This is a genomic window from Nitrospira sp. (assembly GCA_029194665.1).
GTDB lineage: Bacteria > Nitrospirota > Nitrospiria > Nitrospirales > Nitrospiraceae > Nitrospira_D.
The window spans coordinates 362,651-381,938 of sequence record JARFXO010000003.1; the positions used below are offsets into that span (position 1 = coordinate 362,651).

Here is a 19,288-nt window from a genome sequence, read left to right on the forward strand (position 1 = left end):
GGTCTCTGCGCAGCTGCTAGATTCTGACCCGCACTGCAGCGAAAAAATAATCACTGTCTTTGTTCCCTCCGGTCGGCATTTGGGCAATGATGATGGGGCTGTCGAAATAAGACCCCTTGAACCAATGCGCGTATCCAAAGTCGAAATCCAGGTTCGGGTTGAGTGCCCATTGCGCGCGAAGCTCCACGTCCTGTCCTAACGAGGTGCCGGATTGCCCAGTGGGGTCTCGTAAGCCGGACTGGCCGAAGAAATCTTTGCTCTGTGCCAGGAACCAGACGCGGTGTTTGATTTCCAGGAGTAGGTTTGGTGTGGGCGTGACGATTACTCGCCACCCCGGTGTTTGAAGGTTGGTTCTATAAAATGGACCCCAGATTCCGGTGCGGGTAAATTCAAAGTTCCGTGACCCGAACAGCGTATCGAACGATCCGTTCTGACCGTCGCCTGGCTCTCGATCTCCGCTGGCATAGTCATAGTGAAACACCAATCTCGGCGTCCAGGGGAGGTCGAATGTGTATCCGAGATCGAGGTGGTTCAAATAGGCAAAATGATCGGTCGCTCCCGTTGTTCCGATCTGCCAGGCGGTTTCAATTTCGTAATGCGGCTCTCCGGGCTTGGGATCCTTATACAGGCGCCCTCCGAACGTCGAATAGGTGCGATGGTTGGCCACATTCGCTACGCGCCTATCGTTCAGTCCCAAGTAGTAGGCGTCCATCTGGAACCAGGGGAAATGGTGATCTTGGAAATAAGTTCCCCAAAAGAGCGACTTGCTGTTTTGGTGGTCGAGCTGTTCAGTGTTTCGGATGACCGGCTCCACGACAAATGCCCTGAGTCGCCAGAGCTGCTCCTGACCGATTTGCCAATGAAAGCCATCAAACGAGTTGGTGGTATTCCGAAAATTGTTCCGCCCGATCAGTCGGCGCCGGCCGAAATCGCTGGTCCAACGCCCAAAGTGGAAATCGGTCCGTAAACCGGTCCCCAAGACATTATCCAATTTCAATGCGCCGAACAACTGGAGGGCGTCGAATTCATTGACCGTGGTGTTATTCTGGAAAGATCCGGCGGCTCCACTAAGAAGAAACGAACGGGAATCCTGCCCCTCAAAAAGAAATCGCACCGGCCCGTTCCCGCCCAATCCTAAACGAACTCGCGATCGCAGAGGAATTTGTGTATCCGGCGCTCCATTCCCGGGGACTTGGACGACTCGCCAGGGGTGATCGTACGACTCAACTCGCGTCCGTTGCTCAAGCCCCAGATCGAGCCAGTCAGGAAGGTGCAACCCGGTTTTGAGGTATCGTCTCCAATCAACTTCCCGACGCACATTGAGAATAGCGTCGGCCGGCTCGATCCAATTGTTCCCGGTTTGTGAAGAAACCGTAAAATATTTCTCAGTTGTGATCCATCCGGTATCGCGCATGAACTTCAACACGGGATCTTCCGTGTTTTTAAATACCCAGGTCCCGTCTTTCTTGTGTATCACGTCGCCATGTTCGACGGCCGTTGCCCTTTCCGGTCCTATGAGAAGAAGCGCGGTCAGCAAGACACACCAAAAAATCCTCCTCGTCATGGATGTTCCTCTTGTTCTGATTCAAGGAGAGCGGGGCAGCTCCAAGTTTTGATTGCAACGTGTGAATTATGGCGGACGCGAGCACAGACTTCCAGGACATAGCAAAGTTGAGGTGTTTGCGGGGGCACATGTTCAGGCGATGGGTGAGGCAGTCAACCCCCGTTAAGCGGAAGTCCGACAGGTCGGTGCCCTTCGGCAAAGACTGACAGAGTAGGGTTGGGTGCGTGATGGGGTAAGGTGAAACCGCCTAGATGAACGGAAGTGAAATGTGGTGTATCGGCGAGGAATGAGACGCGCAGCGCCGGTTTGAAGGCAGCCCGCACCTCGCGATCGATGGTCAGCTCACTCGGCGCGGACTGTGTGATGAGAGTGGTGAAAAACCTATAGCAGGTAGCTCCCGCCAACCGGTAAGAGCCGCATTACTTTCCGACCATCACCTCGGTGGCCTTGATGGCGACCGTCACTGAGTCGTTGAGTTTCAATCCCATACTCTTCACCGAGCCTTCGGTGATGGCGGCGACAAATTCGAGTGTGCCGACCTTGACCGTCACCTCGGCCATCGCCTGGCCTTCGGTGATTTTTGTGATGGTGCCTTGAAATTGATTGCGTGCGCTGAGCTTCATTGTCTGTCCTCCTTATGTAAGCTAAGAATCCCCTGACTCCTGATCGTAGCGTAGCACCGTTCGATGAGAAAAGGACATACGTTCGGTAAGAATTTTGCGCTAGTCTGATGGGATCAAGCTGCTTCGTTAGCAGGCTGAGAATCGTTCGTCACGAGGTTGATTGAATTGAGCAAGTTAGTCTTTCGCAATCATGACCTCGGTCGCTTTAACCAGGGCAATCGCGGTATCGCCGATGCGGAGCCCGAGTGCATCCAGCGCATCACGGGTGATCACGGCGGTAATCTTGTGGAAGCCGATGTCGACGTCGATCTGCGCCATGATCGCGTCCCGCTTGATCGCCGTCACTCGGCCGACCAGCTTATTGCGCCCACTGACATCATCGGCGCCTGTGTTCTTTTTGCCGAGCCACCCGTCGAGCAACGATTTTGTAAACCGGTATCGCCCCCCGATCTTCGATGCCTCGATTTTACCCTCCCAAATATATCGATAGAAGGTCGGCAATGTCAGCCTGAGATATCGTGCCGCTTCCTTGGCCGTCAGCACATCGCCCGTCATCCGTTTCGCCATCGATGGCTCCAATCGTCGAAGTGACCAATCTGGAGGGCCTGTTACCAGATCGCTCTCAGCGGGTCTGACCGGTGATCAGGAATAAAAGGAGGAGAGCCGCGACCGAGTGGACCGGCTCTCCTCTCATCCGAAGGTGCTGAAACTCGATCACAACCCCTCGGATGCAAAGGCCGCGCAGTGGGGGGCCTACCCGGTTGCGGGGCCTTTCTGATGTCGATCCCGGTTGTATGTTTCCACCGTCAGCGCCGAGCGCTGACGGTGCCTCACCACCTGTGTCAACGTTCATAGCAGCACATGCGGTTCCTAATCGGAATTGGACGCCTTTGGTAAGGGTGGATCGATGACCTGAATCCGAATGAGATTCGAGACATTGCGCGCTCCGGATTTATCACCTGGATTGATGATCCGTGCAAATCCTTCTGACTGTAACAGCACACCGTCCTTTGCATAGGCGACAATGATTTGGTGCTGTCCTCCGATTGCCGGAACCAACTCTCCCATGGAGAAAGCCTGCTGGTAACAATCACTGCCCGTGACGAGGATGAACTTGCGGTTCTGATCGTTTTTTACCTCCGGGTTCAACCCGATCTGGGCCTGCTGGAGCAAGTCATAGAGCAAGACGCCTGTCCATTGGCCGGTTTCAAATCCGGTCGGGCTCGCTCCTGAGCGATAAAAAGCCCAGACGTTGGTCTGAGTCGGTTGTCCACGAAGCGTATCGAGGGTGAAGGTCTTCGGATTTGTAACTTTCCCGCCCAGACGAAAGTGAGTTGACGGACCACCGGGGCAGTTGAGGTAATGTTTGCGTGCTTCCTCCGGTGACAGGTTGGCCGGCGCCGGTTGCTTATTGTCGGCCGCCTCCAGACCCTCCATGTCCTGTGCTCGGAGCGAGTCCGTCAGCATCACGCTCGAACAGCCCAAGAAACCGACAAGCGCAACGAAAACAAGTCGCCATGATGAAGGCATAGACACTCCTTTCTTATTGGTGGTTTGTGAAAAAAGATTGCTCCATGCAATCTTCTCTTATTGATAGACAAGCCCAGGTTGGAACAGAGCCTTTGGGCTCCGGCACAACCTCTCCCCGGCTGGGAATCAGTTCAACCGCCTGAGCATCGACGACAATACTGACCGGATCCCATGTTCGTGGTGAACGACTGGCTCCGACGATAGGCACGGTGCATTTGAGAGACCAACTTTCGCCATGAACTTTTGCCGTGACGACCTGCCCGAGTAAGGATGGTTCGATCAGCACGATACGACCGCACCAGCGGTTCAGATGTTGGGTGCTGCGACGGAACAGCCCGGCTTCCAGGCGAACGGCCTCGCCGGGAATCATGGCGATGACCTGCTGTCCGGGGAAAAAGCAACGGTCATCGTCGGCCGGCAGTTTCACGCGGAGATCGACTCGCATCCCTACACGAATTCGCACGCAGTTTCGGGTCAGACCGACATGCTGAGAGTGAACCAGTCCTTCTACCTGTTCGACGGCCCAACGGTCCGACTGAGGACTTTGCCCGAATGTCGGACTATTCCCCCAGAGGTGTTTCGGAACGAAATAAGGATGTGCCATCGGGAGCCTCCATCTACTCCACCAATTCTTCGTTTAACGCCACGGCTTTGATATGGGCGAAGACCCGCTGACCCGGTTTCAGACCAAGGTTGACGAGGGATTTCCGAGTGATGCTGGCGACAAGCGGCGCTCCGATATCCAACAGCACGTCTACCGATGAGTGATCCGTTTCCCGGATTTCCAGAATCGTTGCGTCAAGAATGTTCAAGACACTGGTTGGGCAAGGAGTCTGCCCTATCACGAGGCTGACATCGCTCGAACCAATATGGACGCGCACCGCCTCGCCTATTGAGGCCGCCTGCAACGAGGTAAACAGGAATTGCCCCTTGAATTCCAATCGCGTGAGGCCATACTCCGGCTCGTGATTCGCGACCCGAGCGTCCAACACCGCGCCGACCCGGAGTGATCCAAAACCGCGACGAAGTTGCGAGGAGGTCAAGATCTCATTGAGCGGGCCGATGCCGACGATCGTTCCCTCTTTCAACAGCACGACACGATCGGCCAGTTGAAGGATTTCATTGACCGCGTGACTGACGTACATCACCGGAATCCGGAGTTCCTCATGAAGTCGACGGATGAACGGAAGGAGTTCTTGCTTGCGTTGGATATCGAGCGAGGCGAGCGGTTCATCCAACAGGAGCAGCTGCGGACTGGTCAACAGCGCCCGGCCGATCGCCACCCTCTGTTGCTCGCCGCCGGACAACTTATGAATGCGGCGTTCAAGCAGATGGCCGATTCCCAGAATATCCACCACCTGGTCGATGGCGATGCGGCGTTGCGCTAGAGGAATCCGCTTGTACCCATACAGAAGATTCGAACGTACGTTGTAGTGGGGGAACAAGCGGGGCTCCTGAAACACATATCCGATCGGCCGTCTATAGAGCGGCAGGCACAGACCGATCTTCTCGTCCTGCCAGACATCGTTGCCGAACTGCATGAACCCGTCGGATGACCGCTCCAGTCCAGCCAAGCATCGCAACAGCGTTGTCTTTCCACACCCTGAATGGCCGAAGAGCATGGTAATTCCTGAGGCCGGCACGTCCAAATCGATGCTCAGGTGAAAGGTCGGATAGCGTACATGAAAGTGTGCAACCAGTCGGCTCATGACGCATGGATGGGAAATCGTCGGTTGGCGACATAGACCGCCAACAGCACCAGAAACGAAAAGATCAGCATGAAAGCAGAGACGGCATGAGCCTGAGCGTATTCCATCGTTTCTACATGTTCGAAGATGATCGTCGAGAGGACACGCGTTTGCCCAGGGATCGACCCTCCAACCATCAGCACCACCCCGAACTCTCCGATCGTATGGGCAAACCCGAGCACAATCGCGGTGATATAGCCGCGCAGCGCGATCGGGGAGATCACGGTCAGAAAGGCGTCGAGCTTGGAGGCGCGAAGCGACCAGGCTGCTTCCAAGGGAGCCTTGCCGGTTGCTTCAAAGGCGCCTTGCAGCGGCTGGATCACGAACGGCATTGAATAAAAGACCGAGGCGATGACCAGGCCGGTGAAGGTAAAGGCGAGCGAGAGATGGGCGATACGGCTGAACGGCCCGTATGGGCCCAGCGCGACGAGGATGTAAAATCCCAAGACGGTAGGTGGAAGCACGATGGGGAGCGCGACCGCCGCTTCCACGAAGGGTCTGAACCGGGAACGAGTATGAGCCAGCCACCAGGCGAGCGGCGTACCCACAATCAGCAAAACGAGCACGGTCATCGTCGCCAGCCGCAGGCTGATCCACAGCGCGCTCAGGTCCACATCTGTCAGAGTCATCATGTCTACTCCAAAGCCTTGCCGGGGGTCTTAGGGGTCGTGTCGCCCTTCCGTTGCGCGCGCTTGAACGTCTACTTCAGCTCATAGCCATAGCGTTCGATAATCGTTTTCGCCTGCGGACCGCTCATGAACTCCATGAGCGCTTTTGCCGCCTGGTTATCCTTTCCTTTCACCAGCAAGATCACGTCCTGTTGGATTGGTTCGTGTAGATCGGTAGGAACATGCCAGTGACTTCCTTTCCCCTTGAGCTTCGGGTCCATGACCTGGGACAAGGCCACGAATCCCAGCTGGGCATTGCCGGACTCGACAAACCCGATGGTCTGGCCGAGATTCTCCCCCATGACGATGTGAGACTGTAAGCTCTCCCAGAGTTCCAGCTTTTGCATGGCCTGCATCGCCGCGACTCCGTACGGCGCGGTTTTTGGATTAGCCATGGCCAGGCGTTTAAAATTCTTCGAGCGCAACGTCTCATGTCCTTTCACCAGGTCGGCGTTCGGACTCCACAGCACGACACGACCGATGGCATAGGTGAAGCGGGAGTCCTTGACGCCGAAGCCCTCTTCTTCCAACTTCTTGGGGCGTTCGTTATCGGCGGAGAAGAACACGTCGAACGGCGCGCCGTTCTTGATTTGCGCATAGAAATTCCCGGACGAACCTGCGGCGACCTTGAGGCTATGGCCGGTCGCCTTTTCGAACTCTACCGCCACCTCTCGGAACGGTGGAACAAAATTCGCCGCCACCGCCACCAGTACCGGCTCGGCGAATGCCGGTGGCACAGCCTGCGCTATGACGAACAAGCACCACGCAAGAATGATTCGTTTCATGGCTACTCCTTTCTAGGAATCTAGATCCTGACTCGCACTTGCCAATAGAAGTAATCACTGTCTTTGTTTCCTCCGGTCGGCATTTGGGCAAGGATGGTGGGGCTGTCGAAATAGGATCCTTTGAACCAGTGTACGTAGCCGACATCAAAGTCCAGGTTCTTGGTAACCGCCCACCTGGCGCGAAGTTGCACATCCTGCCCCAGCGAGGTGCCGGAGTTTCCCGTGGGATCTCGTAAGCCGGATTGGCCGAAGAAGTCCTTGGCCTGCGCGAGAAACCAGACGCGATGTTTGAGTTCCAGAATCCAGGCCGGTGTGGGCCTGAGGATCAGCCGCCACCCTGGTGACTGGAGGTTGACTCTGTAAAACGGACCCCACGTGCTGGTGGGATTGTATTCGAAGTTTCTCGCTCCGAATAATGTATCGAACGATTCATTCTGGCTGTCGCCTGGTTGGCGATCCCCGCTGGCATAGTCATAGTGAAACAGTAATCTCGGCGTCCAGGGGAGGTTTACTGTGTACCCGATGTCGAGATGGTTAAAATAAGCAAAATGATCGGTCAGTCCCGTGGTTCCGATCTGCCAAGCGGTCTCAATCTCATAATCCCATTCTCCCGGTTTGGGGTTTTTGTAGAGGCGACCGCCGAACGTGGAATAGGTGCGATGGGTGGTCACCCTCGGTGAGCGGATGTCGTTCAGTCCCAAGTAGTAGGCGTCCATCTGGAACCAGGGGAAATGATGGCCCTCGAAGTAGGTTCCCCAAAAGAGCGTATTGCTGTTTTGGTGGTCCGCAAACTCCTGGAGTCGGATGACCGGCTCCGCGACGAATGCCCTGAGCTTCCAAGTCGTGTCTTGCTCGATTTGCCAATAGAAGCCGTCAAACGAGTTGGAGGTGTTTCGAAAATCATTTCTGGCACTCATCCGGCGGTTGCCCATATCCAGGGTATAGCGGCCGAAAAGGAAATCGGTCCGCAGTCCGGTCCCCAGGACATTGTTCAATTTCACTGCTCCAAACAACTGGAGAACATCGAATGTATTGACCATAGTGGTGTCACGGAAAGCTCCCTGGGGATCAGTAAGAAGAAACGAGCGTGAATCGTTACCCTCGAACAGGAATCGCAATGGTCCGTTGCCTCCCAATCCGAAACGAACTCGCGACCGCAGAGGAAATTGTGTATCCGGTGCCCCGTTCCCTGGGACTTGGCTTACTCGCCAGGGGTGATCGTACGATTCGAAACGAGTCCGGTTCTCCAGCCCCAGGTCGAGCCAGTCAGGAAGGTGCAGCGCAGTTTTGAGGTATCGATTCCATTCGATGTCCTGCCGTCGATTGAGCATCGCATCGGCCGGCTCGATCCAGTTCTTCCCGGTTTGTGAAGACACCGCATGGTATCTCTCATCTGTGATCCACCCGGTATCTCGCATGTACTTGAATATCGGGTCTTCCGTACTCTTGAACACCCATTTGTCGCCCTTCTGTACCAGTTCCCCGTACTCGGCGGCCCTGGCCCTTTCCGGGCCTATCAGAAAAAGAGACAGGCTCAGAAAGACACACCACAAAATCCCTCTCGACATGGATCCTCCTCTTATCCTGCTTCAAGCATGAGGTTTTAACTTAGCAAGAGAATGATCAGACGACCCGCAGCGCATGGACTTTCCCGGTTTCTCTGGTGTCGTAGCCCCCCAGGGCTTCGATCTCGTTTCGAAATGGTCCGCTCACGATGGTCTCAAACAAGTGCGCTAACGTCGGATGGGATTGTAAGTATGACTTGGGGACAACCAGGTCGTAGCGAGCGGTTTGGAGTGGAATGAAATCGAGTCCAAAGAGTTGCGCGGCGGATCGAATCCCGATTCCGACATCTGCCCGGCTGCCGTCGATGGCTCGGGCTACTTCAAAATGAGACAACAAGACTTGTTCGTACCCTTGAACGTGCGACGAGTCCATGCCGGATGCACGTAATCGTTGATCGAGCAGCAGCCTTGCACCAGAGCCTTCTTCTCGATTGACCAAGACTACTGAGCGCTCAGCAAGGTCGGCTGCCGTGCGAATGGACAGGGGATTGCCTCGGCGAACCATGAATCCCTCTTCCCAGGTTGCGAAGGTCACAACCTCGTAACCAGATCCCTTCAGTGATCGTCTGAGAAACGGCACGTTTGATTCTCCGCTCGCCGGATCAAAGAGATGCATGCCGGCGACATGGACCTCGCCACGCTGCAAGGCCTGCAACGCCGCCATGCTTCCCATCGGCCAGCCGACGACCGTTGTCTGATCTTTGTGTCGCCGTAAATGCTCACCGGCGAGAAAAATCGCCGGATCGCAGCCGGCCACGGAAATTTCCTGTTGGATCGCTTCTCGATCGCGTGAGAGTTTCACCCGGATGGTTGTCCCGGACAGCCGGTGAGGTAGGTCGGTGATATAGCCGTCTGCAGGAACTGCAAAGGAAAGTTGCTCGCCTAAGCCGGCGACAGGTCGCACGATCGTCCGTTTTCCGACGGTCGAAACTTTGACGCGGATCGATTGAGTCTGCGCCTCTGCTTGAGGGAGCCGGCCGATGAGGGTGCCTTCAATGATGTCCTCCGCCGGAGCAAGACTAAACAGATCCTCGACGCGGCAAGCCAGTACTGAGGCCAACTGAAGGGCAACTGCCGTCGTCGGTAAGTACAGGTTCGATTCAATGGAAGATATGGCTTGTCGCGTAATACCAGCTCGCTTGGCGAGTTCACCCTGAGAGAAGCCCTGCTTCGTACGAATGGATTTTAGGTGATTGGAAAACCGAACGGAGGGTCCGTGCTGTTTGATCTGCGTCCGCATGGACAGGGTGTATAGCAAGTATACTTTCCAGATGTCAATTATGATTTACACCATCTGTTCGGCTTCATAACAGAAGAGTCCTAGAAGCCGTACAAATCCACGACAGTTTGAGGCCACTGCGCCGAATGGACTCATCGCCGCATGGCCTGTGAGGACCGACCTGATTGCACAGGACTCGACACAGTACGGAGATCGAATTGACGGGTGAGATGCGAGGTCAGGAGGTATTTATGCGGATCTTAGCAGGCGGCGGAAAAACTCAAATTGCGTGCTTCAACAGGCCTGTCATGAGATTCTATGGTTCATGTCAAGCATTTTGTTATTCGCTCTGGATTAAATGTTGTCCGGTAATGATGAATAGACCACGCGGTCCGGGCGATTTTGCGAGCGATGATCACCAACGAGGCGGTCGTACTCCAGCCTTGCGTGCGGTACGATTCGTAGATCGGTTTCCAGACGGTAGTTTTGACGGCCGACATCGCAGCGTTAAACAGCAAGCGGCGCAACTCGGCCGGGCCGCGTTTGGACAAGCGGCGGCGACCGGCTTTCTGTCCCGAGTCATTCGCCCGCGGATCCAACCCGGTGAAAGCGACGAAGGCATCCGCCTTGCGAAACGGTACGCGCTCCAACGTATTGGTCAAGCTGAGGCCTACCAGGGGACCGACGCCCACAATGGTTTGCAACCGATGTTGGGCCTCCTGGTGTTGGGGCGAACCAGCCGCAATCGCAGCCATGGCCGTATCAATCTTGGCAATCAACGCCTCCAATTTGCTCATCACGGCCTTGAGTTCGGCGGCAAAGCCGCCCAGATTGCGCATCGTCAGCTTGAGCGTGCCTTGGAGACGGACAATCGTGGCACGCCGTCGAATCAGCTGATCCAGCTTGCGTTGATTCGCCGTGGGAGGCGTCTAGGCACGCAAGTGCGTGTGCTCTTGCGCGATGAGTCGGGCAATCAATTCCGCATCCACCCGGTCGGTTTTGGCCCGGTTGCCCATGGCCTTGGCGTAGTGCCGAGTATCCAACGGGTTCAGCAGGAAGACGGTATACCCGTGGGCCTGCGCCAGGGCCGCCAGCAATTCATGATAGGTGCTGGTGGATTCCAAGCCGATGCGGCTGCCGGCTGGGAGAGATTTCAGCCATGTCCGCAAGGGGGCCCGCTGATTGGGAATACGCTGGACCGGAAAACTGTGCTCGGCACATGCGACCACAACGGCGTCTTTGGCCACATCCACGCCGACATTCAGAACGGGTTGCATCATCGTCGCCTCCTTGAAAGCAGAAATGAATGACGCTGGGGTGGCACACACCAACGTGAGCTTGCAGACAAATCGGCGGTCAGGGGTCCTGCCGCGAGATTCTTCATCGACGTTTGTGGTGTGGGTGGGAGAGTTCTCAGACAGTCTGTCCGCTGTGCGGCAGATGCTAGTCGATGTCCCTCCACCCCAGCTCCTCGTAGCTTCTCAAGAATGAACGGTAAAACACCATACAAGCTGGTCGAAGGGCTCAGCACGGACGAAAAGCGTCAGCACATCCAATGACCGCTCCGTTCGTCCTGAGGCTTTCGAAGGATGAACGGAGGGTTTTCCGCAGCCTGTTAGAGGGGACCCTGCCCGAACAACTGAAGAGAGGACTCAGTCACGCAAGCGCCGCTATTCACTATGGTGAGGGGCTGCCGATGCCGAGGGCATGTCTGCCGTGATGCAGGACTGCATGAGCTCAACCTTACATTGCCACGATGTGGCCGCAGCGTTGACGCGGTTGACCACATCCGCCGGCTTTACGGTGCTGGGAGTAATGTCCACGAGCACATGGTCGGGGACGCGGTTGAAGTAGACGCCGGTCACGCCTGGAATAGCTTGCAAGACGTTGTTCATCTCAGCTTCCTTGCTGTCGCAGCCGGATCCGCTGAGCATCAGGGGAAGTCGTTCTTTGGTCGGTGGGTTTGCTGAAACAGGTAAGGAAACGGAAAGGCTCGCGATCATGAGTACTACCGGTACAACTCGTTGACTCCAAAATGTTTGCATGAAATAAGCTCCCAGACAAGAGAGGGTGATAGCGCGCATAAAATACAGGATGCGGAATGATTTTGTCGAGTCGCTACTTGTCCTGCACCAAAAAGGCTCTTGAGCGGGCAGTGCCGCCGCCGGCGACGACATCGATGAATGACATGCCGGGCCGGACATCGGGAACCGTCGCTTCGATGGTCGTGTCGTTCACGAACTTGTAGTCGATCTGGGTGGGGCCCGCCGCACTGAACGCCACGCCACGGAAACAATCCTTCGTTCCGAAATTCTCTCCCTTGATGGTGATCGTGTGTCCCGGCTTGGCTTCATCCGGCTCCACGCGCGAGATCTTCGGTTTTCTACTGCTATCGCAGACAGGGTCCTTCGACACGTGCTGTTCGTCGTGACCCTTGATTGATTCTGTATCGTGCAGCGTGTAGCCCGCTCCGTCGACGATCACTCCCTCTTCAGCAACCGAGTGGCGGGGGAAGCAGGGGAACGCACACAAGGAGACCATCGCGAAGGGCAACAGAAATCGGGGAGACATTGGGACCTCCTTCTATGGAGACTTACTTGTTCTGCATCGGAACATAGATTTCTCCGATGATCGTTTGCCCGGGAGAGGAGAGCGCAAATTGTGAAAAGGCCTCAACCAGGCTGTTCGGTTCCTTTTTCGAAAGCAGCAACAGAGGGCGACGGAGGCTGTAGCGGCCGTCCTTCACCGTCGGCACTTCCGGCTCGACCTTATCCACCGGCAGCAAGCGGACGGCGACACCTCCCGAGACGGCCGAGAGGCCGGTACTCAATGAAATATAGGCGGCTGCGGAGAGGGGAGGAAGGGTGCCGACGACGGTCTTCACGACGACCTCGTCTGCACCGATCATTTTGGCGGAATCAGGAATTTTGCCAGCTATCCCCAGTTGGGTTTCGAAGGCTTCCCGAACGTTTTGGTTGCGTGGCCTATCGATCAGGAGAAGCTTGGTCTCCGGTCCGCCCAGCTCCGACCACTCCGAGATCTTTCCCGAAAAAATGTCGGCAACTTGCTGCTTGGTCACTTCTTTGGTGAAGTTCGACAGATGAACCAGAATGCCGATTCCATCCCAGCCTATCTGAGTCGCCGCTAACGCCGGATCTTCGACCCCTGTGACGGCAATCTGAGCCCGGCCTGTGTTGACCAGTTGCAACGGTTTGGAATCTTCATCCCACAGAATATCGACATAGACTCGTGGATTGGCTTTTTCGAAGGCCCGAACCAGGGTCTCGATGGTCCTTTGCTCCGGCCCGTTTCCGGCGATGATCAAGTTTCCGGCTACTTGAGCGAAGGTGGCGGCGTGCGACGCACAGAGAGCTACTCCGACGAACAGCCCGGTTACGAACTGCCCCACGGTCATCGCGTGGCCTGTTCCCACAGGAGGTCACGACCGAGTTGGTCTTGGATGCTCAAGAGATCGATCCTTCTGTCGGCGCGGAATCTGATTCCGAGGCGGCATCAGGCGGCGGCATGTTGAGTGCGACATTCACCGGCGGCAACTTGGCGAAGCTCCGCATCCGTTCCTCATGCATGGCCTTGGCTTTCAGCTCGGAAAAGCCTGGTTTGCGATCACCGACGACATTGGATGAAAACAAGGACATCAGTCTGGTTGCCTGTCGGGCCCGACAAAATGGACATTCCGTGTCTTCGACCCTGGCATACAGAGACTGACTGGCTTCGAATTGTTTTTCGCACTGTCCACAATGGTACTCGTAGAGGGGCACGGAATTGGATCCTTTCGCTGGCTCTATTGCAGAGCTATCATCCGGAACTCTGGTCCAGACTTGACAAGACGACCTCTCTCAGGTGATCTTGACCGGCTCACAAGGATACGTTTATTCTAGCAACATACACAACTATACTGCCAGCTTCATAGGAGGGTTTCAATGTCAGTGCTGATTCGACGGTACAAAGGCAACACCGGCATGATGCAGGAAGAACGAATCGATGACGACGATCGAATCGAGCGCTACATGAGGCTCTTTGAAAAAGACGACGTCAAGAAGTTGCACACCGGCGTGAAAGTTTTTATTGAGAAGGATGAGTGGCAGCTCCTCCCATGAGAGTCGGTAAGGGGCGAGAGGTGAAGGGCAATCGGGTGACCTGCAATCGTTCCCGAAGACCTTCACGACTGTCCGTTCACCCCTGACCGGTCTGCCATGATTTACTGGGTTCACATTGCACGAGCGATCGACCGTGCAACACTCCACCGCGATCGCTGTTCAGAGGTTCCGTCCATCGCGACCTCCAGTGATTTCTGGGAGGGAGGATGGTTCGACTATCCGGACAAGGAACGGGCACTCCGTGCTATGGAACAGGCCGGAGTCAACCTACAACGACGGTGCCCTCTGTGCAAACCCTAGAAATAGGAAGTGCTGAGTGCTCAGTGCTGAGGCTTTAGCAGGCTGCGGAAAAACTCCCTTTGTGTGCTTCGACAGGCCTGTCCTGAGCTGGTCGAAGGGCTCAGCACGATCGAAAAATCTCAGCAAATTCAATGACCGCTCCGTTCGTCCTGAGGCTCTCGAAGGATGAACGGAGGGGGTTTTCGCAGCCTGTTAGGTTTGGTTTACTCAGAACTCAACGCTCAGCACCCAGCACGTTTCCCCCATGCCCCAACTCGCACTCCTCCTGACCACGGTCATCTGGGGTGCCACATTTCCCGCAACCAAAGCAGCGCTTGAGCAGATCCCTCCGCTTTCTTTCCTGTTGCTCCGATTCCTCCTAGGCACCCTGTTGGTGCTTCTGTGGTTTGTGATTTGCCGCCGTCGACTGCACCGGGATCATGCCGTATTGAAGGCGAGCGCGCTCACGACCGTCTTCCTCTTTCTCGGGTACCTGTTGCAAACGGTCGGACTCCTCCATACGAGTGCTTCCAATTCAGCGTTTCTGACGGCGTTGTATGTGATTTTTGTACCGATGATTCTCATGCGGATCGACCGGCGGGTGGTGTCGGCTACGGCGATTGCGGTGGTCGGGCTCTGGCTCTTAGTCAAGCCCGACAGCTCTATGAATCTGGGAGATCTCATGACGCTAGGATGCGCCGTCGCGTTTGCCGGGCATATCATTTGTCTTGAGCGGTTCACCCGGCAAGTCGATGCTCCGTCGTTACTGGTGTGGCAGATGGTGGCGATGACGCTGTTGTTCCTTCCTGCTCCCTGGTGGGAAGAGGCGACACAGAGCGCCTTTTCGCCGACAGCCGCCTTGCTGATCGGTCTTGGGGTCACGGGCATTCTGGCTACGCTGGCGTTTGCCGTCCAGATGTGGGCGCAGCGGCTGGTGCCCGCGCAACAGGTAGCCTTATTGTTTGCGTCTGAACCAGCCTATGCGGCTTGGTTGTCTTGGTACTTTCTCGGGGAGACGTTGGATGTGCAAGGATGGATCGGGAGCGCGCTGATCTTATTGGCAGTGATGATCGGGGCGTTCGGCGGCTGATCGTTCGTAGGAGGAGACGTTGTATGGCACAGAAATTCGGTAATGGACGATGGGTTCACGAAGGATTCTTGGATAATCGCATCGATGGAACGGTTGTGGGCCAGGTGGTCTTTGCCGTGATCGGGCCGGTGGATTTTTATCTGCGAGGCAATTTCAAGCCGGATATCGCAGGAGAGGTGATTCGATTCCGCAACAGTCGGTTTGAAGATGACGATATGGCTGGACAGGTCATCGGCGACATGGCGAAGCCGCAGGTCGGAACGGTAAACCTGATTTCGCTGGATCCTCACCCCAATCTGGAGCCGCATCCCTATGTCGAGTGGTTTACGCTCAACAAGGACCACTACCGCTTCGAGTTGGGTCCAGGTGATGCCTGGGTGCTGTCCGATGAGGAACGGAAGGTGATCGATGAGGAAAGCCGACGCATCAGGGAGACCCTGGCCGATCAAGCGACCGACCGGCCAAGGTCCGACGATGATTCAGAGTGGGTCTAAGGAGGGGTCAGTTCAAGTTGCGGCTGAGGCGCTGGAAGTTCCGCTGCTCTTACAGCTGCTTCAATCTTCTTCTTGAGTACGCTGCGGTCTGAATCCTGCTTGGTTTTGCCCTCGCGCACATATACCGGGACACCGCGGATATCCCAGACAAGCCCCAACCATTCCAGCCCTTTCAGGCAATAGTAGCTCATATCGATTTCCCACCAATAGAAGCCTTGTCTTGTCGAGGCTGGATAATAGTGGTGGTTATTGTGCCAGCCTTCTCCCATGGTAATCAGGGCCAGAAAGAAGTTGTTTCGGCTGTCGTCCCCGGTCTCGTACCGTTGCGAGCCATAGACGTGGGACAAGGAATTGATGGTGCAGGTGCCATGAAACAGCGCGACGGTCGAGATGAAAAATCCCCAGATCAGCATCTGGGGGCCGTTGGTGCCGAGCTCTGGTGCATAGGCCTCCAGCAGCTTGCCGAATCCGAACATTCCGAAGCCGGTAATGGTGGGAACGAGGACATCAAATCGGTCGAGAAACCGCAGCTCGGGAAACTTGGCGAAGTCGGCAATCCCTTTGAGGCGCGGCGCATAAAAGGTTTGCGACATCACCCAGCCCATGTGCGACCAGAGAAACCCCCCATGACGCGGAGAGTGCACATCCTCCGGCGTATCGGATGCGATGTGGTGATGACGATGATGCCCAGCCCACCATAAGGGACCACGTTGAGCGCAGGAGCTGCCTAAGAGCGCAAAGAGAAATTGGACGGTGCGCGAGGTCTTGAACGTGCGATGTGAAAAATAGCGATGGTACCAGCCGGTGATCGCAAACATGCGGATGTAATAAAAGGCGACCGCGACGGCGACCGCGGTCCAACTCCATCCTACCCACAACACCCCCAAACACATCAGATGCACGGCAATAAAGGGGACACTCCGAACCCAGTCGACCTTGGGAGGCCCTTCCACTTTCGTGTGTTCGAGGCCGGCCCAGGAGTCAAACCAACGAAGAAATGAATACCAGATATCCTGGGTTTTGGTCGGGCTACTCGTTGGCACGTCGGACATACGATTCTCCTCTAGGTCAGGGGATCGGCAACGTCACTGTGGTGGGAGACAGGGAGCCGTGGTCCCGGTTAAGCTGATGGATCACGCGGAATAGGTTAGGTCACCCATTATACATAGAACATCAGGAAAGTAAAACCTGATTTTTGCGTGGCCTTCGCCGCTGAGATTGTACTGGAACGCGACATCCTGTCCACTCTTTTCGAATGAGCCTTGAAGATTTGGCGGTGGTGGAGTATTGGTCGGATTGCTATTGTTCGCGGCTGCGAGCATTGCGTCCCGGAAACTTTGTCGATAATCCGTTCGCCCCGTGCCCCTGGGCGTCTTTCATGAGGATACGGCACGGAAGTGGGTCTAGAAAACAGTCGAAAAAAGTAGTAAAGACTAGCGTCTTGTATGGCTCCTGCTATCGTTGTCGGAGTTGATCACATCGGAGGCGCATCATGTTAACGCTCACCTTGGAATATTGGGAAGGTGAAGATGGATGGTACGTTGGACAGTTACGTGAAGTTCCTGGTGTGATGAGCCAAGGCCGTTCGCTTGACGAACTGCAGCAGAATATTCGAGAAGCGTACGAACTGCTCATTGAAGAGAGTCGCTCTCGTCAGCACCATTCGCCGTCCTTCACCATTCCGATCTCCATTCCGGCCTGATCCGGGCCAAGCCGACCTTGAAACGCAGAGAGTTTATCCGACACCTTGAGCAGGCTGGATGTATTCTCACCAGAACTAAGGGCGGCCATGACATGTATCACAATCCTGCGAACGGTCGGTCCGCTCCGGTTCCGCGACACACAGAAATCGACAACTCACTCTGCAAGCTCATTCGTAAACAGCTGGGTCTGAGTCAAAACTAGGCCAGGCCTCAACCACTGACGAGTTCAGGGCGGGCCCTTGGAGGAGCTCAGGATAGGCTTGGCGAAGCACAGCCCCGCGTCTTGGAAGAGCTTGTAGACGAGTCTCCGGAAGAAAGCAGATGCCTGTTTGACAGGGTTCTTCGTGCGTGAGTTGTAAAAGGGCTTGGCAAGAGTCGCGAAGATGAGTCGTTGAGCTTAGAGGTGGCGAAATAAGGTTAGATTGCTATTGTTCTGGGTACTAGACAGCTGTTTATCCTCACGTTACACTCCTGCCCAACAAACCGGGTCTTTACGTAAGAGCCGCTTGGATCTGTCTAACGGAAGTGGCCATGACGGCGGCGCCAACTATCTCTGCTCGACTTGCCACCATTGATTATTGAGTGGCACGCAGGCTCTGATGGCATTCGAACAAAGAAACTTGAAAGTGTTCTTGAGCTCCAGCATGGGAGAATTTCGTGATCAGCGAGCCGCGATTAAACAGGAGCTGAACTCTCTTGAAGTTGAAAGTTATGTGTTTGAGACAGAGGGTGCCTCTGATCAATCACCAGCAGAAAGATTCCAAGCGGCGGTCCGTGGGGCCAGTGTGTACATCGGTGTGTTTGGAAGGATCTGTGGAAAGTATACAAGGGAAGAGTATGAAATGGCACGGGCACAGGGGATTGCCTGTCACCTGTATGTTCAACACCTACGTGATGAAGAACGAAGCGAGGAGCTGAAGGACTTTGTGAAAAGCCTGAGCGGGGTTTCGAATGTGCCAACCATATACCATTTCCAATCTACTGACGAGTTGGTACGGCAAATCAAGCGCGACCTTTGGAAGTGGTTGGAACGGCTGGTAGGCCGAGCAAGCTCGGATAGAGACCAAGTTGACTTGAAGGAAAATTTACCTATTTTGTGCAACCGAGACCCTCAAGAAGTCCATTTTGAGTCGGAGGTCGTCTCTTATTTTCAGGTGCGATCGACACGGCCGATCTTGTTGATCTTGCCGGGGCACGTGCGAGAAAGGCATGGCTTCTATCTGGATAGGATCAAATTCTGGTCCTTAGATGAATATCTGACCAAGGCGGGCATACGGGGCGAGAAAAAAGTCCTTCGCTTCCGGAAGTCTCCATGCGCAATGGCCACCTCCGTTCATTTGCAGCGGGAAATCCTGGGGCTGTTACGTGGCCAAGAGACGGGTGATGATGGTGTCATTCTGGCCCATATCAAACAAGCACGGTTAAAGGCACTCCTGATCGAGATACAAGTATTGACCTCTGAGTGCGGAGGGAATCCTGCCAAGCCCCTTCAACTCATTGGGGACTATCTGGCGGCCTTCCCAGATACCAAGGAAAGTGTCTTGGTGGGTGTTGTGGTGTCGTTAGCGGAGGATGGGAAGCAGGGGTTGTGGAAACGTTGGCTCGGGAGCGATCTGTTCGAGAAGACCATTCAGGAGATAGAAGAACGGTATCGCGATGGTTCCAAGCTCCTGGTCGAGGTGTTGCCACGGTTGACTTCTCCAAAGGTAGCTGACGTCCGACGTTGGTTGGAGCATGACCTCGTGAGGCCATCCGCCAAGAGAGTAGGGGAGGCAGAGATCGAGGCGATATTTCAGGGTCGCGACAGTCTGCCGATGGACGATCTGTACACGAAATTGACTGACTTGCTGGAAAAACAGAGACGGTAAGCACCAGCTGCTGGCCACATCAAGGTATCAAGAA

22 protein-coding genes are annotated in these 19,288 nt (G+C 55.3%); 5 read left to right on the forward strand and 17 right to left on the reverse strand.

Features of this window, described 5'->3' with window-relative positions; all coding sequences use genetic code 11:
* Positions 1 to 16: 16 nt before the first annotated feature.
* The 16 genes from P0119_11175 to P0119_11250 form a co-directional block, all read right to left on the reverse strand.
* Positions 17 to 1,564 carry an alginate export family protein gene (locus P0119_11175; GenBank protein ID MDF0666615.1) on the reverse strand — a complete coding sequence of 516 codons (1,548 nt, stop codon included), beginning with the start codon at positions 1,562 to 1,564 and terminating at the stop codon, positions 17 to 19.
* 419 nt (positions 1,565 to 1,983) lie between these two features.
* Positions 1,984 to 2,187 carry a TOBE domain-containing protein gene (locus P0119_11180; protein MDF0666616.1) on the reverse strand — a complete coding sequence of 68 codons (204 nt, stop codon included), beginning with the start codon at positions 2,185 to 2,187 and terminating at the stop codon, positions 1,984 to 1,986.
* A 174-nt stretch (positions 2,188 to 2,361) separates the two neighbouring features.
* Positions 2,362 to 2,754 (reverse strand): TOBE domain-containing protein, encoded by a 393-nt coding sequence (locus P0119_11185; GenBank protein ID MDF0666617.1) that lies wholly within the window; start codon positions 2,752 to 2,754, stop codon positions 2,362 to 2,364.
* Positions 2,755 to 3,057: 303 nt separating this feature from the next.
* Positions 3,058 to 3,717 carry a molybdopterin-dependent oxidoreductase gene (locus P0119_11190; GenBank protein ID MDF0666618.1) on the reverse strand — a complete coding sequence of 220 codons (660 nt, stop codon included), beginning with the start codon at positions 3,715 to 3,717 and terminating at the stop codon, positions 3,058 to 3,060.
* A 13-nt stretch (positions 3,718 to 3,730) separates the two neighbouring features.
* A complete protein-coding gene (locus tag P0119_11195) occupies positions 3,731 to 4,321 on the reverse strand; it encodes a hypothetical protein (protein ID MDF0666619.1) in 591 nt (196 codons plus the stop codon).
* 13 nt (positions 4,322 to 4,334) lie between these two features.
* Positions 4,335 to 5,426, reverse strand: a complete 1,092-nt coding sequence (gene modC, locus P0119_11200) for a molybdenum ABC transporter ATP-binding protein (GenBank protein ID MDF0666620.1) — start codon at positions 5,424 to 5,426, stop codon at positions 4,335 to 4,337.
* Positions 5,423 to 6,097: a molybdate ABC transporter permease subunit gene (gene modB, locus P0119_11205; GenBank protein ID MDF0666621.1), complete on the reverse strand. Its 675-nt coding sequence runs from the start codon at positions 6,095 to 6,097 to the stop codon at positions 5,423 to 5,425. The genes modC and modB overlap by 4 nt, the downstream gene beginning before the upstream one ends.
* Positions 6,098 to 6,165: 68 nt before the next feature.
* Positions 6,166 to 6,918, reverse strand: coding sequence for a molybdate ABC transporter substrate-binding protein (gene modA / locus P0119_11210; GenBank protein MDF0666622.1), 753 nt, complete (start codon positions 6,916 to 6,918; stop codon positions 6,166 to 6,168).
* Between the two features lie 20 nt (positions 6,919 to 6,938).
* Positions 6,939 to 8,486 (reverse strand): alginate export family protein, encoded by a 1,548-nt coding sequence (locus P0119_11215; GenBank protein ID MDF0666623.1) that lies wholly within the window; start codon positions 8,484 to 8,486, stop codon positions 6,939 to 6,941.
* Between the two features lie 55 nt (positions 8,487 to 8,541).
* Positions 8,542 to 9,741, reverse strand: a complete 1,200-nt coding sequence (locus P0119_11220; protein ID MDF0666624.1) for a substrate-binding domain-containing protein — start codon at positions 9,739 to 9,741, stop codon at positions 8,542 to 8,544.
* Between the two features lie 284 nt (positions 9,742 to 10,025).
* Positions 10,026 to 10,541 (reverse strand): transposase, encoded by a 516-nt coding sequence (locus P0119_11225; GenBank protein ID MDF0666625.1) that lies wholly within the window; start codon positions 10,539 to 10,541, stop codon positions 10,026 to 10,028.
* Between the two features lie 90 nt (positions 10,542 to 10,631).
* Entirely contained in the window at positions 10,632 to 10,982 is a 351-nt protein-coding gene (locus P0119_11230) for a transposase (GenBank protein ID MDF0666626.1), read from the reverse strand.
* 390 nt (positions 10,983 to 11,372) lie between these two features.
* Positions 11,373 to 11,747 carry a hypothetical protein gene (locus P0119_11235; GenBank protein ID MDF0666627.1) on the reverse strand — a complete coding sequence of 125 codons (375 nt, stop codon included), beginning with the start codon at positions 11,745 to 11,747 and terminating at the stop codon, positions 11,373 to 11,375.
* A 73-nt stretch (positions 11,748 to 11,820) separates the two neighbouring features.
* Positions 11,821 to 12,273, reverse strand: a complete 453-nt coding sequence (locus P0119_11240; GenBank protein MDF0666628.1) for an IPT/TIG domain-containing protein — start codon at positions 12,271 to 12,273, stop codon at positions 11,821 to 11,823.
* Positions 12,274 to 12,295: 22 nt separating this feature from the next.
* Positions 12,296 to 13,117 carry a substrate-binding domain-containing protein gene (locus P0119_11245; protein MDF0666629.1) on the reverse strand — a complete coding sequence of 274 codons (822 nt, stop codon included), beginning with the start codon at positions 13,115 to 13,117 and terminating at the stop codon, positions 12,296 to 12,298.
* Between the two features lie 49 nt (positions 13,118 to 13,166).
* Positions 13,167 to 13,481 (reverse strand): zinc ribbon domain-containing protein, encoded by a 315-nt coding sequence (locus tag P0119_11250; protein ID MDF0666630.1) that lies wholly within the window; start codon positions 13,479 to 13,481, stop codon positions 13,167 to 13,169.
* A gap of 162 nt (positions 13,482 to 13,643) precedes the next feature.
* On the opposite strand from P0119_11250, the gene P0119_11255 reads away from it, so the two are divergent.
* The 3 genes from P0119_11255 (at position 13,644) to P0119_11265 (ending at position 15,683) form a co-directional block, all read left to right on the forward strand.
* A complete protein-coding gene (locus P0119_11255; GenBank protein MDF0666631.1) occupies positions 13,644 to 13,820 on the forward strand; it encodes a hypothetical protein in 177 nt (58 codons plus the stop codon).
* Positions 13,821 to 14,364: 544 nt separating this feature from the next.
* The gene (locus P0119_11260) at positions 14,365 to 15,189 is read left to right on the forward strand and encodes a DMT family transporter (GenBank protein MDF0666632.1); all 825 of its coding nucleotides are present in this window, start codon (positions 14,365 to 14,367) and stop codon (positions 15,187 to 15,189) included.
* 23 nt (positions 15,190 to 15,212) lie between these two features.
* A complete protein-coding gene (locus P0119_11265) occupies positions 15,213 to 15,683 on the forward strand; it encodes a hypothetical protein (GenBank protein MDF0666633.1) in 471 nt (156 codons plus the stop codon).
* Here the strand turns inward: P0119_11265 and P0119_11270 are convergent.
* On the reverse strand, positions 15,680 to 16,735 hold the full coding sequence (locus P0119_11270) for an acyl-CoA desaturase (GenBank protein ID MDF0666634.1): 1,056 nt from the start codon (positions 16,733 to 16,735) through the stop codon (positions 15,680 to 15,682). The two genes, P0119_11265 and P0119_11270, sit on opposite strands and share 4 nt — an antisense overlap.
* Before the next feature lie 440 nt (positions 16,736 to 17,175).
* Between P0119_11270 and P0119_11275 the strand changes: the two genes are divergently transcribed.
* Together P0119_11275 and P0119_11280 are read left to right on the forward strand one after the other, a co-directional pair.
* Positions 17,176 to 17,385: a type II toxin-antitoxin system HicB family antitoxin gene (locus P0119_11275; GenBank protein ID MDF0666635.1), complete on the forward strand. Its 210-nt coding sequence runs from the start codon at positions 17,176 to 17,178 to the stop codon at positions 17,383 to 17,385.
* A gap of 600 nt (positions 17,386 to 17,985) precedes the next feature.
* On the forward strand, positions 17,986 to 19,254 hold the full coding sequence (locus P0119_11280; protein ID MDF0666636.1) for a DUF4062 domain-containing protein: 1,269 nt from the start codon (positions 17,986 to 17,988) through the stop codon (positions 19,252 to 19,254).
* The last annotated feature ends 34 nt before the right edge of the window (positions 19,255 to 19,288 follow it).